General features: G+C 75.2%; 12 protein-coding genes and 1 pseudogene. 9 read left to right on the forward strand and 4 right to left on the reverse strand.

Going from position 1 to position 14,674, the window contains the following annotated elements; translation table 11 throughout:
- Window positions 1–68: 68 nt before the first annotated feature.
- Together AB0G56_RS04035 and AB0G56_RS04040 are read left to right on the forward strand one after the other, a co-directional pair.
- A complete protein-coding gene (locus AB0G56_RS04035; RefSeq protein WP_360963206.1) occupies window positions 69–806 on the forward strand; it encodes a methyltransferase domain-containing protein in 738 nt (245 codons plus the stop codon).
- A 226-nt stretch (window positions 807–1,032) separates the two neighbouring features.
- Window positions 1,033–2,070 carry a trypsin-like peptidase domain-containing protein gene (locus tag AB0G56_RS04040; RefSeq protein WP_360963326.1) on the forward strand — a complete coding sequence of 346 codons (1,038 nt, stop codon included), beginning with the start codon at window positions 1,033–1,035 and terminating at the stop codon, window positions 2,068–2,070.
- A 123-nt stretch (window positions 2,071–2,193) separates the two neighbouring features.
- On the opposite strand, the gene AB0G56_RS04045 is transcribed toward AB0G56_RS04040, so the two are convergent.
- Complete coding sequence (locus AB0G56_RS04045) at window positions 2,194–2,412, reverse strand: hypothetical protein (protein ID WP_360963209.1); 219 nt, start codon at window positions 2,410–2,412, stop codon at window positions 2,194–2,196.
- 268 nt (window positions 2,413–2,680) lie between these two features.
- Between AB0G56_RS04045 and AB0G56_RS04050 the strand changes: the two genes are divergently transcribed.
- Window positions 2,681–3,892 carry a bifunctional adenosylcobinamide kinase/adenosylcobinamide-phosphate guanylyltransferase gene (locus AB0G56_RS04050; protein WP_360963212.1) on the forward strand — a complete coding sequence of 404 codons (1,212 nt, stop codon included), beginning with the start codon at window positions 2,681–2,683 and terminating at the stop codon, window positions 3,890–3,892.
- 58 nt (window positions 3,893–3,950) lie between these two features.
- On the opposite strand, the gene AB0G56_RS04055 is transcribed toward AB0G56_RS04050, so the two are convergent.
- On the reverse strand, window positions 3,951–5,042 hold the full coding sequence (locus tag AB0G56_RS04055) for a class I SAM-dependent methyltransferase (protein WP_360963214.1): 1,092 nt from the start codon (window positions 5,040–5,042) through the stop codon (window positions 3,951–3,953).
- Between the two features lie 202 nt (window positions 5,043–5,244).
- On the opposite strand from AB0G56_RS04055, the gene cobT reads away from it, so the two are divergent.
- From cobT to AB0G56_RS04070, 3 genes and pseudogenes are all read left to right on the forward strand, one after another.
- Window positions 5,245–6,351 carry a nicotinate-nucleotide--dimethylbenzimidazole phosphoribosyltransferase gene (gene cobT, locus AB0G56_RS04060; protein ID WP_360963217.1) on the forward strand — a complete coding sequence of 369 codons (1,107 nt, stop codon included), beginning with the start codon at window positions 5,245–5,247 and terminating at the stop codon, window positions 6,349–6,351.
- Window positions 6,352–6,436: 85 nt separating this feature from the next.
- Window positions 6,437–8,185 carry a phosphatidylglycerol lysyltransferase domain-containing protein gene (locus AB0G56_RS04065; RefSeq protein WP_360963220.1) on the forward strand — a complete coding sequence of 583 codons (1,749 nt, stop codon included), beginning with the start codon at window positions 6,437–6,439 and terminating at the stop codon, window positions 8,183–8,185.
- Between the two features lie 7 nt (window positions 8,186–8,192).
- A pseudogene (locus AB0G56_RS04070) lies at window positions 8,193–8,837 on the forward strand (hypothetical protein); the annotation flags it as partial.
- Window positions 8,838–8,968: 131 nt separating this feature from the next.
- Here the strand turns inward: AB0G56_RS04070 and AB0G56_RS04075 are convergent.
- Window positions 8,969–9,826, reverse strand: coding sequence for a hypothetical protein (locus AB0G56_RS04075; RefSeq protein ID WP_360963223.1), 858 nt, complete (start codon window positions 9,824–9,826; stop codon window positions 8,969–8,971).
- Window positions 9,827–9,901: 75 nt separating this feature from the next.
- On the opposite strand from AB0G56_RS04075, the gene AB0G56_RS04080 reads away from it, so the two are divergent.
- Together AB0G56_RS04080 and AB0G56_RS04085 are read left to right on the forward strand one after the other, a co-directional pair.
- Complete coding sequence (locus AB0G56_RS04080) at window positions 9,902–10,720, forward strand: adenosylcobinamide-GDP ribazoletransferase (RefSeq protein ID WP_360963225.1); 819 nt, start codon at window positions 9,902–9,904, stop codon at window positions 10,718–10,720.
- A gap of 110 nt (window positions 10,721–10,830) precedes the next feature.
- Window positions 10,831–11,550: an RDD family protein gene (locus AB0G56_RS04085; protein WP_360963228.1), complete on the forward strand. Its 720-nt coding sequence runs from the start codon at window positions 10,831–10,833 to the stop codon at window positions 11,548–11,550.
- Here the strand turns inward: AB0G56_RS04085 and AB0G56_RS04090 are convergent.
- Window positions 11,510–12,328, reverse strand: a complete 819-nt coding sequence (locus AB0G56_RS04090) for an endo alpha-1,4 polygalactosaminidase (protein ID WP_360963328.1) — start codon at window positions 12,326–12,328, stop codon at window positions 11,510–11,512. The two genes, AB0G56_RS04085 and AB0G56_RS04090, sit on opposite strands and share 41 nt — an antisense overlap.
- 444 nt (window positions 12,329–12,772) lie before the next feature.
- On the opposite strand from AB0G56_RS04090, the gene AB0G56_RS04095 reads away from it, so the two are divergent.
- A complete protein-coding gene (locus AB0G56_RS04095) occupies window positions 12,773–14,299 on the forward strand; it encodes a leucyl aminopeptidase (RefSeq protein ID WP_360963231.1) in 1,527 nt (508 codons plus the stop codon).
- Window positions 14,300–14,674 lie beyond the last annotated feature (375 nt).

Raw genomic sequence — 14,674 nt, forward strand, 5'->3', positions numbered from 1 at the left:
CCGGGGGTGCGGCGGATGCCTGGCCGGCCGAGCTGGGCGGGCTGCGTGATGTCGTACGGCAGGAGCTGGTGGCCCGGCAGCTCGACGAGCAGATAGCCGGGCGGTTCCCGGTCGGGCAGCGGCTGCGGGTGCTCGACGTCGGTATGGGGCAGGGCATGCAGGCGCTGCGGCTGGCCCGGGCCGGCCACCAGGTCACCGGCCTGGAGCGCGACCAGAAGATGATCTCCGTGGCCCGCCGGTCGCTGGCCGCCGAGCCCGAGGGCATCCGGGCACGGATGCGGATCGTCGAGGGCGACGGCCAGGACACCGGCGTGCACTTCCTGCCGGGCAGCTTCGACGTGGTGCTGTGCCACGGCGTGCTGATGTACGTCGAGGAGCCCGATCCGCTGCTGGCCGGGCTGGCCCGGATGCTCGCGCCCGGCGGACTGCTGTCGCTGCTCGTGCGCAACGCCGACGCGCTGGCGATGCGGCCGGGGCTGTCCGGCGACTGGGCGGCGGCGCTGGCCGCGTTCGACACGACGGTGCACCTCCCCCGTTCTCGGACAGACCCGAACGGGGGGACCCCCACCCGGCTGGGCCTGGACGCACGGGCGGACCGGCTCGCCGACCTGACGGCGACGCTCGCCGGGATCGGCGCCCCGCTGCACACCTGGTACGGGGTACGGGTCTTCACGGACACGGCGGCGGACGGTGCGCAGGCGCCCGCGGACGTGGACAGGCTCCTGGACACGGAGGAGCGGGCCGGGCGGACCGACCCGTACCGCGGGGTCGCGGCGCTGCTGCATCTGTGCGGGGTGCGTGGCTAGGACGCGGCAGGTACCTGGGGCGGCCGCCCGCCGCCCGTACGGGGGAATCCCGGGGGCCGGGGCCCCGGGCCGGCGACAGACTCGACTCATGGACGTCTCCCGTGCCCGCGCCCGTGCCGGTTCCTTCGGCTGCGTCTTCGGCCGTGCTCGCGAGCGTTTCCGTGACCGTCTCCGTGATCGGGTCCGTCGTCGTGTCCGCCGGCTGGTCGGTCCGCCGGCCGCGCTGGTGTGCTGTGCCGCCGTGCTGTCCGGGTGCAGCGGTTCCGGCGTGCCCGAAGCAGCGGCGGACGCCGCCAGCCGGGCGCCCTCCGGCGGGCGGCAGGTGGCCGCCCCGGCGACCGCGGACGACCTGCAGAGCGACTACCAGCGGGTGATCAAGGAAGTCCTGCCGTCGGTCGTGCAGATCCAGGCGAGCCACGACCTCGGGTCGGGGGTCGTCTACGACGACAAGGGACACATCGTCACCAACGCGCACGTCGTCGGGAACGAGAAGCGGTTCCACGTCACCACGGCGGGCAGCGAGGAGACGCTCACGGCGACGCTCGTCTCCGCCTACCCGGAGCAGGACCTCGCCGTCGTCAAGCTGGACAAGGTGCCCCACGGGCTGAAGGCGGCCACGTTCGGCGAATCGGAGAAGGTCGCGGTCGGGCAGATCGTGCTCGCCATGGGCTCCCCGCTTGGGCTGTCGTCGAGCGTCACCCAGGGGATCGTGTCGGCGACCGGGCGGACCGTGAGCGAGGGGCAGAGCGGCGGCGGCACCGGTGCGACGATCGCCGACATGGTGCAGACCTCGGCCGCGATCAACCCGGGCAACAGCGGCGGCGCGCTGGTGAACCTCGACGGGCAGGTCATCGGCATCCCGACGCTCGCCGCCACCGACCCGCAGCTCGGCGGCAGCGCGGCGCCCGGCATCGGCTTCGCGATCCCGGCGTCCATGGTGAAGACGATCGCCGGCCAGATCGTGCGGTACGGCAGGGTCGTCGACTCCGGGCGGGCCGCGCTCGGCATCACCGGGCGCACCGTCGTCGACGCCGGGTACCAGCCCGCCGGGGTCGCGGTCGTCGACGTGAAGGCGGGGGGCGCGGCGGACCGGGCGGGCATCCGGCCCGGGGACATCGTCCTCAGGGTCGGCGGCAGGGACATCACGACCATCACCTCGTTGTCCGAGGCGCTGGCCGCGGACAAGCCGGGGCAGCGTACGAAGGTGACGTACTCGCGCGACGGCATCACGAAGACGGTGGACGTGACGCTGGGCGAGCAGTGAGCGGTCGGCGACCAGCGGTCGACGGTCAGCGATCGGTCACGGGCAGCCGGCGGCGGACGGCGCGGGGGCGGCCGTCCGTGGCCGCCCCCGCCCCGCGCCGGACCGGCCGGCTCCGGGCCCGCCCTACGCCTGGGCCTGGTCGGCGTGCAGGCTCATCGGGCCGTAGATCTCCGCGGCGTCCTCGAACAGCCGCACCTGGTCGGCGCCGCCGTCGGCCAGGGCCTTCCAGTTCTCGCCGATCCAGGACTCGGCGTCGCCCTGCGTGGTGAACTCCTCCGGCTGCACCGCGGGCTGGACCTCCGCCCCGTCGGCCGTCTCGAACCGCCACGTCCATGCCGCCATGTACGCCTCCCTGATTTGAACCCTCCCCGAGCTGAAGCAAGGGGATTCCTGACTCAAGCCGCTCGTTCGTTCAGCGAACGAACGAGACTGACGCCCTCAGCACCAGCCGGGACGGAACCTGCCCGGTTGCCCATCAGAACAAAAGACCTGCGCGTGCTTGGTTCTCGCGACGCACAGCGATCACCCTACCCGACCGTGTGAGGGGCCTCTCGGCGTTTGCGTCGAACCCGATGCGCGGGATTCGCAGCCGCCCGCGAAAATCAGGTCCGTGGACGTGACTCTGCTCGGCACCGGTGCCCCCGCGGGGCTTCCCCGCCCCCACTGCCCCTGCGCGGCCTGCGCGACGGCCCTCGGCGCGCGGGCCCGCGCGGCGACGGCGCTGCTCGTGGACGGGGCGCTGCTGCTGGACCTGACGCCGGGGGTGGCGTTCGCGACCGCCCGCGCCGGGCAGTCGCTGGGCCAGGTGGCGCAGGTGCTGCTCTCCCATCCGCACGACGGGCCCGCCGTGGAGGTGCCCGCCGGGCTGCCGCAGCCCGGCCGGGTGCCCGACGGGCGCGAGCTGGCCCTGCTGACCGGGCACCGGGTGCGGGCGGTGGCGATGGACGCGCCGGGCACCGGGTACGCCGTGACGGGGCCGGACGGGAAGCGGCTGCTGTACCTGCCGCCGGGCGGGGCCCCGGCCGGTCTGGAGGAGGGGTCGGCGCAGGCGTACGACATGGTGCTCGCGGACGTGGTGGGGCGGCCGGACGCGCTGGCGAAGCTGCGGGCGGTGGGGTCGGTGGGGCGGGCGACGGACGTCGTCGCGGTCCACCTCGACCACGACGTGCCGCCGGGTCCCGAGCTGTACCGGCGGCTGGCGGCGGCCGGGGCGCGGGCCGTGCCGGACGGCACGACGCTGACGATCGGGGCGTACGAGAACATGGCGGCCGTACCGGACGTGCCCCGGCGCACGCTGGTGCTGGGCGGGGCGCGTTCGGGCAAGTCGGTGGAGGCCGAACGGCGGCTGGAGACCTTCCCCGAGGTGCTGTACGTCGCCACGGGGGGCACCCGGGGCGGTGACACCGAGTGGGCGGCGCGGGTCGCGGTGCACCGGGAGCGGCGGCCGGGTTCGTGGCGCACGGCGGAGACCTGCGACCTGGTGCCGCTGCTCGCGCAGGAGGGGCCGCCCCTCCTGATCGACTGCCTGTCGCTGTGGCTGACGGACGCGATGGACTCCGTCGGCGCGTGGGACGACGACGAGTGGGCGGGCGGCGGCGAACGGGCCCTGCGGGAGCGTACGGCCGCCCTGACGTCGGCCGTACGGGCCGCCCGCAGGACCGTGGTCGCCGTCTCCAACGAGGTCGGCTCGGGCATCGTCCCGGCCACCTCCTCCGGCCGCCGCTACCGCGACGAACTGGGGCGCCTGAACGCGTCCTTCGCCGCCGAGTGCGAACAGGTCCTGCTGGTGGTGGCGGGCCAGGCGCTGCCGCTGCGCGGGTAGGCCCTGTTGCCGGACTCCCGTCCGCCCCGTGGCGCCGCGACCCGGGGGAAGCCGCCCGTCAGGTCGGACGGGCCGTGTCGCGGCGGGCGACGACGCGGTAGGTGTTCGAGAGGCCCGGGGTGCGCCGGAGCAGCGGGGCGAGGGTGAGGTCCACGAGCGCGGCCAGGTCGACCAGGGGTCTGGCCGTGGTGGCGAGGACCGCGCGCAGGCCGCGCCGGAGGGCGGTCGGCGGCGTCTGCCGCCAGGGGGCGTCGGGGGCGGGCAGGAGACGGGCGAGGACCAGGGCGAGGGCCGCGGACAGGTCGTTCGGGGTGTGCGGGGTGCGGCGGTCGGTGACGAGGACGGTGCAGCCCGCGGCCTCCAGTTCGGCGCGGACGTTGCGCAGGGGCGGCAGGTGCAGGTGGCGCGGCTGCCCGTGCGGCAGCCACCACTTGCCGAGGAGAAGCGCGAACGCGCTGCCGGGGTCGGGCAGTTCGATCAGGAGGTGGCCGCCGGGGCGCAGCACGCCGAGCGCGCCGCGCAGTTCCGCGCGGGGGTCCGGGGCGTGGGTCAGGTGGTGGAACATGCTCACCACGTCGTAGCGCCCGCGCAGGCGTTCCACCACCTGCGGGTCGGACAGGTGTCCGACGTGGGCCTCCTCGATCCGCCCGGCGGCGCGCGCGGCCTGCACGCGGGGCGTCGGGTCGAGCCCGTCGAAGGAGGTGTACGGGAACACCTCCCGGGCCGCGGCGGGGAAGTGGGCGTGGCCCGTGCCGACGTCCAGCCAGCTCTCCGGTTCGCCCACGGCGCGCATCAGGTGGGCGTCCCCGCGGTGCCTGCGGTGGCTGCGGCGCGTGGCGAGCACCGGATCGGGCAGGCCGTCCGGGTCGCTCTCGTCGAAGTCGCGGTGGTAGAAGGCCAGTCCCGCCGGAGTCAGCCGGGGGTTCTGGAAGGCGTGCCCGCAGTCGCGGCACTGGTCGAGCGCGAACCGGCCCGGCTTGCGCTGGAGCAGGTCCGGCGCGCACAGCCGGGTGCGCAGCCGGGCGGAGCCGCACCACGGGCAGTCCTCGCGGCGCGGCTCGTGGAAGTGGCCGGTGCCCCGGGCCAGTTCGGCGGCGTAGCCGATGCGGCGCGGGTCGTAGACCCGGGGGGCGTACGGCAGGGGCGGCATGGGCGGCTCCCGGTGAGCGGGGGTGCGTACGGCGGGGAGCGGCCGGGCGGTGGCCGGCCGGGCCGCCCCGCCACCGTCGACAATTCCCTGCAAAGGGAACGTATGGGATGGCGATCTCGGACGGGAAGACGCCGTACGGGTGTGGCGGCGACATGAGGACGCGGCTCCGCCGTGGTCGACCGGGGCCGGTACTGTTCGGCGAATGAGCTCGCTGAATCTCGACGACTTCACCGATCTGATCGAGCGCCCCGACGGCGGAGTGCGCCGTGATGCCGAGGCGCGCCGGGAGCGTCAGATCGTGCCGCCCGGTGCGCTGGGCCGCCTCGACGACCTGGGTGAGTGGCTGGCCGCGGCGCAGGGCGCCGTACCGGTGCGGCCGGTCGAACGACCGCGGGTCGTCCTCTTCGCCGGTGACCACGGGGTCGCCGAACTCGGCGTGTCGGTGCGGCCCGCGGGCAGCGCCGAGCAGCTGGTGCGGGCGGTGCTGGAGGGCGGCCGGCCCGTCTCCGTGCTGGCCCGGCGCGGCGGTGTGCCGGTGCGGGTGGTGGACATGGCCCTGGACTGCGCGCCCGAGACCCTGCCCGCGGAGGTCGTACGGCACCGGGTGCGGCGCGGCAGCGGGCGCATCGACATCGAGGACGCGCTGACTCCCGAGGAGGCCGAGGCCGCGTTCCGGGCCGGGGTCGCCGTGGCCGACGAGGAGGCCGACTCCGGTACGGACCTCGTGGTGCTCGGCGACGTCAGCGTGGGCGGGACGACTCCGGCGGCCGTGCTGATCGCGGCGCTGTGCGGGACGGACGCGTCGGTGGTGACCGGCCGCGGCGGCGAGGCGATCGACGACCTGGCGTGGATGCGCAAGTGCGCCGCGATCCGCGACGCGCTGCGCCGGGCGCGGCCGGTGCTCGGGGACCAGCTGGCGCTGCTGGCGACGGTGGGCGGGGCCGACCTGGCCGCGATGACCGGCTTCCTGCTCCAGTGCGCGGTGCGCAAGCTGCCGGTGATCCTGGACGGCGTGGTCTCGGCCGCGTGCGCGCTGGTGGGCCAGCGGGTGGCGTTCCGGGCACCGGACTGGTGGCTGGCGGGGCAGAGCAGCGGCGAGCCGGGGCAGGCCAAGGCGCTGGACCGGATGGCGCTGGAGCCGCTGCTGGACCACGGGGTGCGCGTCGGCGAGGGCGCGGGCGCGCTGCTGGCGCTCCCCCTGGTGCAGGCCGCGGCGGCCCTGGCGGCGGAGCTGCCCGAGAACCCGGGGGAAGAAGCGGAAGAGACCGGGGTCCCGGTGGAGGAGAAGGCGGACTCCGGCACGGAGTGACGGCCCGGCACATCGTTGGGGCGGTACGGCGCGACGCGCGTCCGTACCGCCCTTTGCCGCACAGGCGCCCATATGATCAGCTTTCATGGGAGATGCCCGAGTCGCACCTGTTCGCCCCGGTGAAGCGGTCTCGCGGCGGGCCGCCGCGTGGGCCGTCTGGTATCTGCGGGCCGTCGCGTTCGTCAACTTCCTCAGCGCGGTGTGGGTCTCCCTGGGCCAGGACGTGCGCCGGCACAACCAGGCGGACCTCTTCACCCCCTACCTGCTCACGGCCGGCTTCGCCCCCGGCGTGTTCGCCGCCTTCCTGGCCGTCACCATGCGGCGGCGCAAACGGGCCGCCTGGATCCTCAACCTCGGCCTGAGCGGCCCCTTCCTGGTGCTGTTCGCCTTCGCGCTGACCCTGCCGGAGATCCGCCGCTCCCCGCAGAACTGGGTCTCCCTGGTCCTCACCGCCGCCTTCGTGGCCGCCCTGCTGCTCGGGCGGCGCGAGTTCTACGCCAAGGGCGACCGCGCCAACCCCCGGCTGGCCGCCGTCGTCGCGGCGGCCGGGCTGCCCCTCGCCTCCGTGCTCGCCACGCTGCTGGTGACGCTCACCGATCAGGCACCGGACGCGTCCCGCTCGACGTACCTGGAACGCTGGCACTACGGCACGCTGCGGCTGGTCTCGGTCGCCGCCCCGGAGGCCCGTTTCCCGGGCATCGCCACCCCGAACTGGGCGAACGTCGCCATCAACGTCATGTCCACGGCGCTCTTCCTCGCCGTGCTCTACGCCGCCTTCCGTTCCCGCCGGGCGGTGGACCCGTTCACCGAGGACGACGAGAAGCGGCTGCGCGCGCTGCTGGACCGGCACGGCGAACGGGACTCGCTCGGTTACTTCGCGCTGCGCCGCGAGAAGAGCGTCATCTGGTCGCCGACCGGGAAGGCGGCCGTCGCCTACCGGGTGGTGGGCGGGGTGTCGCTGGCCTCGGGGGATCCGCTGGGCGACCCGGAGGCCTGGCCCGGCGCCATCGGGCCGTGGCTGGCCGAGGCGCGGGCGCACGGCTGGATCCCGGCCGTGATGGGCGCGAGCGAGGAGGCGGGCACGGTGTACGCGCGCCATGGCCTCGACGCCCTGGAACTGGGTGACGAGGCGGTGGTGGAGGTCGCCGAGTTCACCCTGGAGGGCCGGGCCATGCGCACCGTGCGGCAGGCCTACAACCGCGTACGGCGGGCCGGGTACACGGTGCGCGTCCGGCGGCACGAGGACATCCCCCCGGGCGAGATGGCGTCCTTGCTGCGGCGGGCGGACGACTGGCGGGACGGGGCCACCGAGCGCGGGTTCAGCATGGCGCTGGGGCGGCTCGGCGACCCGGCGGACGGGCGGTGCGTGATGCTGGAGTGCCACGACGGGCACGGCGAGCCGCGGGCCCTGCTCTCCTTCGTGCCCTGGGGTCCCCACGGGCTGTCCCTGGACCTGATGCGCCGCGACCGGGACGCCGACAACGGGCTGATGGAGTTCATGGTCATCGATCTGCTCCGCCGCGCCCGGGAGGTCGAGGTCACCCAGGTCTCCCTCAACTTCGCGATGTTCCGGTCGGTCTTCGAACGCGGCTCGCGCCTCGGCGCCGGGCCGGTGCTGCGGCTGTGGCGCTCGCTGCTCGGCTTCTTCTCCCGGTGGTGGCAGATCGAGTCGCTCTACCGCGCCAACGCCAAGTACCGGCCGATCTGGGAGCCGCGGTTCCTGCTCTTCGAGAAGAGCGCGGACCTGCTGCGCATCGGTCTCGCGGCGGCCCGCGCGGAGGGCTTCCTGCCGGCGGCCCCCGCCGCGCCGGGCCTCCCGGGCCCCAGGTCCTGAGGACCTGATGAGGAGGATCGCGCGCTGGGCCCGCGCCGAGTGGGGGTCCGTGTACGACACCGTGCGCGGGCCGCTGCTGCGGCGACGGCTGCGGGCGGTCCCGATGACCCTCGCCGCCGTCTGCCTGACCGCGCTGCTGTGGTGCGCGCAGAACGGGCCGTGGGGCCACGGCCTCGTCCGGCAGGCCGGGACGGTACGGGCCGAGGACCCGCTGTGGCAGGCCGTACTGCGCACCCCGCTGTCCCTGTTCGTGCCGGCGCCCGACCTTCCGGTGTGGGGTGCGCTGGCACAGGTCCTGTGCGTGTTCGGCACCGCCGAGATCTGCCTGGGCCGCCGGCGCACCCTGGCCGTCGCCTACGTCGCCACGCTCGCCGGCACCCTGTACGCGCGCGTGGGCATCGCCCTCGGCCCGCACCGCCCGCTGGGCCTGCCCGGCACCGACGCCCAGGTGGTGGACACCGGCCCGTCGGCAGCCGTCGTGGGCCTCGCGGTGTATCTGGGCCTGCGCCACGGGGCGTACGCCACGGCCCTCGCGGTGACCGCGGCGATGACCGCCGAGGTGCTGCTGAAGGAGAACCTGGCGGGCAGGGAGCACCTGGCGGCGATCGCGGGCGTGGCCGCGGGGTGCGCGGTGGCAGCCCTGCGGCGCCGGCGGCCGGGGTTGCGGTGGCGGCGGATGGGGCTGCCGCGTCGCCGGCGGTACGGGCGGCCCTTCGCGGGCCGGGGGCGGCTCCTCGGCGGGTGGTCCGCGCGCGTCCTCGGGTCCGGTCGGTCCCGGCCCGGTCACTTGCGGCCGGGCCCCCTGCCCGACTCCGGGCCCGGGCCGCTGCCGGGACCCGCGCCCGACTCCCTGCCCGGCCCGGCGCCCGGCCCCGGCCCGGCCTCCGGTAGCTCCGGCGGCCGGCTGTCCGGTTTGCCGGCGATCCAGTCCTGGAACGCGCGGCGCGGCACGGCCCAGCGGCGGTCGTGACGGCGGGCGCGCAGGTCGGCGCGGGCCCGTGCGCGCGGGCGGCCGCGGTAGAAGCGCCGGTCCCAGTACGAGCCGGGGCGGGCCAGCCGCACGGCGGCGACCAGGGCGAGGAAGGGCACGATCGCGCCGAGGACGGCCAGCCGCAGCTTGCCCTTGCTGAGGGCGACCAGGGAGAAGAGGAAGTTGACGGCCACGCCCACGATGACCGAGCCGCGGTCCTGGAGTTCGCCCGGGGTCACGTCGTTGACACCGAACGGGGAGAAGCCGGCGAGGACCAGACCCACCAGGGCCGCGGTGAGGACCACCACCTCGACGCTCTTGCGGCCCGCCTCGGACCAGTAGACGTCGTCCAGGTGCAGGATGAGCGCGAACTCGTCCAGGACCAGGCCCGCGCCCACGCCGAAGACCACCGCGAAGAGCGACGTGCCCACGGCGTGCCGGCTGCTGGTGGCGACCGCCCCGAAACCGCCGACGACGGTGAGGACCACGCCGGGGACGACGTGGTGGATGTGCAGTCCGCCGGCTCTGACGTTCCCGAACGGTCCCTTCCCGGCGCGGATGAGGCGGGTGATGACCCGGGTGACCAGGAAGGTGAGGACGAAGGCGCCCAGGGCGAGGAGCAGGGGCAGTTTGCCGGGTTCGACGATGTTGCGGTACAGCCAGTGCCCCATGTATGCAGTCTGCCCCGTCCGCCGGGGCGCCGCCCGTCCGTCGGCGGGCGCGCGGCTCTCCCGTAGTCTGCCCGCGTGTCCGCCCCCTCCTCCTCTCCCTCGTCCCCCCCGCCCTCGCCGGCGTCCGCGCTGCACGGGCTCCGGTTCGCCTTCGGCACGCTGACCGTGCTGCCGGTGCGGGTGAGCCGCTGGGACCGCGGGGCGGCGCGCTCGGGGATGCTGTGCGCCCCGCTCGCCGGGCTCGTGACCGGCGCCGCGGCGGCGGGCGCGGGCCTGCTGCTGCTGTTCCTCGGTGCCGCTCCGCTGCTCGCCGCCGTCGCCACCGCCGCCGTGCCCGCCGCGCTGACGCGCGGGCTGCACCTGGACGGGCTCGCGGACACCGCCGACGGGCTCGGCAGCGGCAAGCCCGCCGAGGACGCGCTGCGCATCATGAAGCAGTCGGACATCGGCCCCTTCGGGGTCATCACCCTGCTGTTCGTGCTGCTGGCCCAGGTGGCCGCCCTGACGCAGGCCTACGCCGGCTCGTGGGCCCGGGGCGCCCTCGCGGCCGTCGTCTCGGCGACCGCGGCCCGGCTGGCGCTGACCCTGGCCGCGCGCAGGGGTGTTCCCGCCGCCCGGCCGGAAGGGCTGGGTGCGGCCGTCGCCGGGGTCGTGCCGGTGCCCGGGGCGCTCGGCGCGGCGCTCGCCGTCACCCTGGCGGCGGGCGCGGCCGGCGCGGGACTCGGGACGGGTACGGCCCTGCTCTCGGCGGGCGCCGTGCTCGCCTCCCTCGCCGCCGCCGAACTCCTGCTGCGCCACTGCACGCGCCGCTTCGGCGGGGTGACCGGGGACGTCTTCGGCGGCCTCGCCGAGACGGCGGCGACCTGCGCCCTGGTCGTTCTGTCACTGGGCTGAAACGTATTCCCGCCGGACCCTTCGGCCACCCGCTCGCCCTCGGTAGGCTGAGCGGCCGAACAGACAGTGAGCGGGATCGGGGGACGTCTGTGCCGAAGCTGCGCCGTGCCATGGCCTGGTTGATCGACTTCGCGCTGGTGGTCGCCGCGGCCTCCGCGCTCGCCGTACTCACCTTCCACCGGATCGCCGTCCTCGTCACCGACGTACCGGAACTGGCCACCCGCGGCGGCCTCGACCTGCTCGGCTCGCGCGGTGACGTCATCGGCAGCTCCGAGCACCTCGGGCTGTCGCTGTGGAACAGGGCCGTGCTGTACGTGGAGCAGGCGTTCGCACTGCTGGTGCTCGCCGCGTTCCTGTACCAGTGGGCCTGCCTCGCCCTGACCGGGCGGACGGTCGGAAAGGCGCTGCTCGGCCTGAAGGTCGCGCCGCTCTCCCCGCTGTCCCGGCGGGCCCGCTCGGCCGCGCTGCGGGCCGCCGTCACCACCGCGGCCGACGTAGCCGTCTACGCCGTGGCCTGTGTCCTGCTGGTCGAGGGCCACTTCCTGCTGTCGGTGCTCGTGTGGGCGGTGGCCGTGCTGCTCTTCCTCGTGAACGCCCTGCCGGTGCTCCTCCCCGGCCGGCGGTCACTGGCCGACCGGGTGGCGCGGACGACGGTCACCGGGCTGTGGACGGCCGCCACCGGCGGACCGGCCGGCACCGCGGGTCCGGGCTGGTCCGCACCGCCCGGCGGGCCGGGCTTCCCCGCACCGCCCGGCGGGCCCGGGTTCAACACGCCCGGCGGGCCCGGGTTCAACACGCCCGGCGCCACGCCCCCAACTCGTACTTCTTGAGCAGCGAACTCAGCTTCAGGCTGCGGGACTCGGCGCAGAAACGGCTGGTGGGCAGTTCGTACTCGACGTGGAAGACCGCCTTGCCGGCCGCCACGAACGGCTTGAGGTCGGCGCATTCGCCGTACTGGGCGCACTGTTCGTTGACCGCGAAGTCGAAGTCCCCCACCAGCTGCGGGATCTGGTCCAGGTCGTTCTTCAGGCCGACCGACATGCCGCGCTCGTGCGCGAGGGAGGCGAGGAGGCGGTTGTAGCGCAGTTGGTCGGCGGCCGTCAGCGGGAAGCCGGTCCGGTTGTTGTAGCCGTCCATGTTGTCCGGCTCGACCGCGTCGAACCCCTTGTCACGGCACATGTCGAGGCGCGCCGCCATCAGGGGCTCCAGCACGTCGGTGCGGCGGATGTCCAGCCAGCGCTCGCCCTTCCAGCCGTTGCCCGTGCCGAGCACCGCCTTGGGGAACCGGCCCGCGTCGGGGCGGAAGTCCTCCCAGGCGCCGGTGGAGACGTAGCAGATGACCTTGCGGCCCGCGCGGTGCAGTCCGGCGACGGTCTCCTTCGTGTGGTCGAAGCCGTCGATGTCGTAGACCGCCGCGTCGACGGAGGTGTCGAGGCGGCCGCTGAGCTGCCACTGCCACGTGGTGCCCGGGCCGGGCCGCCAGCGGGTCGCCGGGGCCGCGGTGGCGGCGCCCGGGGAGGCCGTACTTGGGCCGGTGGAGCCGTCCTTCGCCGAACCGGCGTCACCGTCCGCCCGGCCCGCGCAGCCGGCGAGCAGCAGCAGGAGCAGGGCGGCGAGGAGGGCCGGGCGCCGCGCCGGACGGGCCGCGGTACGCGCCGCCGGGCGTGTCCCTGGGCGGGGCGCCGGGCGTGCTCCCGCACCGGCCGCGGGGTGAACCGGAGTACGTGTGGGGTGGTCTGTGGGGGTGTGCACCCGACGATCATCGCCGATGCGCCGATCCCGCCCGCCGCCAGGGCAGTTGCCGTGCCGCCCGGACCCCGGAACGCGCGTGCGCGGGGCGGCCGGTGACGGCCGCGCCGCCCCCGGGTGGAGCCCGCGCGACGGATCGGCGCACCGACGCGCGTAGGCTCGTGCCGGGTGTTTGCCTGCCCGGGTGAAGACCGCACCGCAGGAGGAGTCGGGTCCGTGAGGGCCTAAGGTCGGTCGTGGGGCCCGGTCGACCCACCCGCATTCGGCCAACCACCTTTCACAGGGAAGCGAGAAATCACCACCGTGACTGCTCTCACTCTCAGCACCGCCGCGGCGCCCGGCCTGCGCGCCGACGCGATCGTCGTCGGTGTCGCCAAGGACGCCAAGGGCCCGGTCGTCGCACCGGGCGCCGAGGCCGTCGACGCTGCCTACGACGGCAAGCTCGCCGACGTCCTGGAGACCCTCGGTGCCTCGGGCGCCGAGGGCGAGGTGACGAAGCTGCCCGCGCCGTCCGGTTTCAAGGCCTCGCTCGTGCTGGCGGTGGGCCTGGGCGCGGCGCCCGAGAAGGACTCCGGGTACGACGCCGAGGCGCTGCGCCGGGCCGCCGGTGTGGCCGCCCGCGCCCTCGTCGGCGCGAAGAAGGCCGCGTTCGCGCTGCCGCTCGCGGACGCCGCCGACGCCGGTGCCGTCGGTGAGGGCGCGCTGCTGGGCGCGTACTCCTTCGACGCGTACAAGGAGAACGGCAAGGACGTCAAGGGCCGGGGCGGCAAGGCGCCGCTGGCCGACGTCGTGCTGCTCGGCGGCAAGCCCCGCGACAAGGCGTACAAGGCGGCCCTGGAGCGCGCCACCGCCGTGGCCGAGGAGCTGAACCGCGCCCGCGACCTCATCAACACCCCGCCCAACGACCTCAACCCGGCCGCCTTCGCCGCCCTGGCGCAGGACGCGGCCAAGGCGAACGGCCTGAAGATCCAGGTGCTGGACGAGAAGGCGCTCGCCAAGGGCGGCTACGGCGGCATCCTCGGCGTCGGCGCCGGCTCGGCGGCGGCACCGCGCCTGGTCAAGCTGTCGTACACCAGCCCGAAGGCCAAGAAGCACCTGGCGCTCGTCGGCAAGGGCATCACCTACGACTCGGGCGGCATCTCGCTCAAGCCGGCCGGTCACAACGAGACGATGAAGTGCGACATGAGCGGCGCCGCCGCGGTGTTCGCCGCCGTCGTCGCCGCCGCCCGCCTCGGCCTGGAGGTCAACGTCACGGGCTGGCTGGCGCTGGCCGAGAACATGCCTTCCGGTTCCGCCACCCGCCCCGGTGACGTACTGCGCATGTTCAGCGGCAAGACGGTGGAGGTGCTCAACACCGACGCCGAGGGCCGGCTGGTGCTCGCGGACGCGCTGTGGGCGGCCTCGCAGGAGAAGCCGGACGCGATCGTGGACGTCGCGACCCTGACCGGCGCGATGGTGCTGGCGCTGGGCAACCGCACCTTCGGGATCATGGCGAACGACGACGCGTTCCGTTCCGCGATCCACGAGGCCGCCGAGGAGGTCGGCGAGGAGGCCTGGCCGATGCCGCTGCCCGAGCACCTGCGCAAGGGCATGGACTCCCCCACCGCCGACATCGCCAACATGGGTGAGCGGATGGGCGGCGGCCTGGTCGCCGGTCTGTTCCTGCGCGAGTTCATCGGCGACGGCATCACCTGGGCGCACCTGGACATCGCCGGCCCGGCCTTCAACGAGCAGGGCCCGTTCGGTTACACGCCCAAGGGCGGCACGGGCAGCGCGGTCCGCACCCTGGTCCGCCTCGCCGAGCTGACGGCGGCGGGCGACCTGGGCTGAGCCCCGCCCCTCCCCGAGAACGGCCCCGGGCGACCGCCGCCCCCGGGGCCGTCCTCGTTCCCGGCGTGCCCGGCGTGCCCGGCGTTCCGGTTCTTTCCAGCGTTCCCGGCGTTCCCGGTGTGCCCGGCGCTCCCGCTCTTCCCGGCATTCCGGTTCTTTCCAGTGTTCCCGGCGTTCCCGGTGTTCCCGGCGTTCCCGGCGTTCCCGGCGCCCACGACGGCTTTCGTCGCGGGGGCGCCCGGTGGCTGTGCCGTCGGGCGGCCCCCGTGCGTCCGGTCGGGTCGGGCAGGTGCGGTCGGCGGGTGGGATGTCTCACACCCCGGCCCCGCGTCTCGTTCGCCCCCGACAAGTGCGAAGATGGGCCACGGCAGGACA

Source organism: Streptomyces sp. NPDC021356, assembly GCF_040641015.1.
Classification (GTDB): domain Bacteria; phylum Actinomycetota; class Actinomycetes; order Streptomycetales; family Streptomycetaceae; genus Streptomyces.